The organism is Streptomyces durbertensis (assembly GCF_014156695.1).
GTDB lineage: Bacteria > Actinomycetota > Actinomycetes > Streptomycetales > Streptomycetaceae > Streptomyces > Streptomyces durbertensis.
Window position 1 is genome coordinate 1 of sequence record NZ_WMLF01000916.1, and the last position, 601, is coordinate 601.

At 77.4% G+C, this 601-nt stretch carries 1 protein-coding gene; it reads left to right on the plus strand.

All coding sequences use genetic code 11. The annotated features are described in order from the left end of the window. On the plus strand, positions 1-601 hold a 601-nt coding region (locus tag GL263_RS27645; RefSeq protein WP_182858455.1), incomplete at both ends, for a class II glutamine amidotransferase.

Consider the following 601-nt stretch of genomic DNA (forward strand, 5'->3'; position numbering starts at 1 on the left):
GTACCCATCTGGGCCGACGGCAACCTGCCCGACCTGGCCCGGGCCGTCCGCTCCACCGCCGTCCTGGCCGCCGTCCGCGACGCCACCTCCGGCACCTGCCAGGACGAGTCGGCCGCCGCGCCCTTCGCCGACGGCCGCTGGCTGTTCAGCCACAACGGCGCGATACCCGACTGGCCCACACTCCCCGACGACCTCGGCGAGCCCGTCACCGCCGCCGAGATCGCCACCCTGGAGGCGCGCTGCGACTCCGTGCTGCTGTGGCTGCTCCTCAGCCGCCGGCTCGCCGCCGGCGAGGACCCCGCGCACGTCCTGACCGACACCGCCCTGCGCGTCGCCGCCGCCCGGCCCGGCGGCCGTCTCAACCTGCTGCTCACCGACGGCCGGACCATCACCGCCGTCCGCCACGGCGACACCCTCTGGTACCGCACCGCAGCCGACGGCGAACCGCCCGGCGTGCTCGTCGCCTCCGAACCCGACGACCGCGACGGCTGGCGCGAAGCCCCCGAGCACACGCTGCTCACCGCCACCGCCAGCGGCGTCCGCACCCGCCCGCTCACCCCCGCCCCGGCGGACGACCCCACCGACACCCCCGCCCCCACTC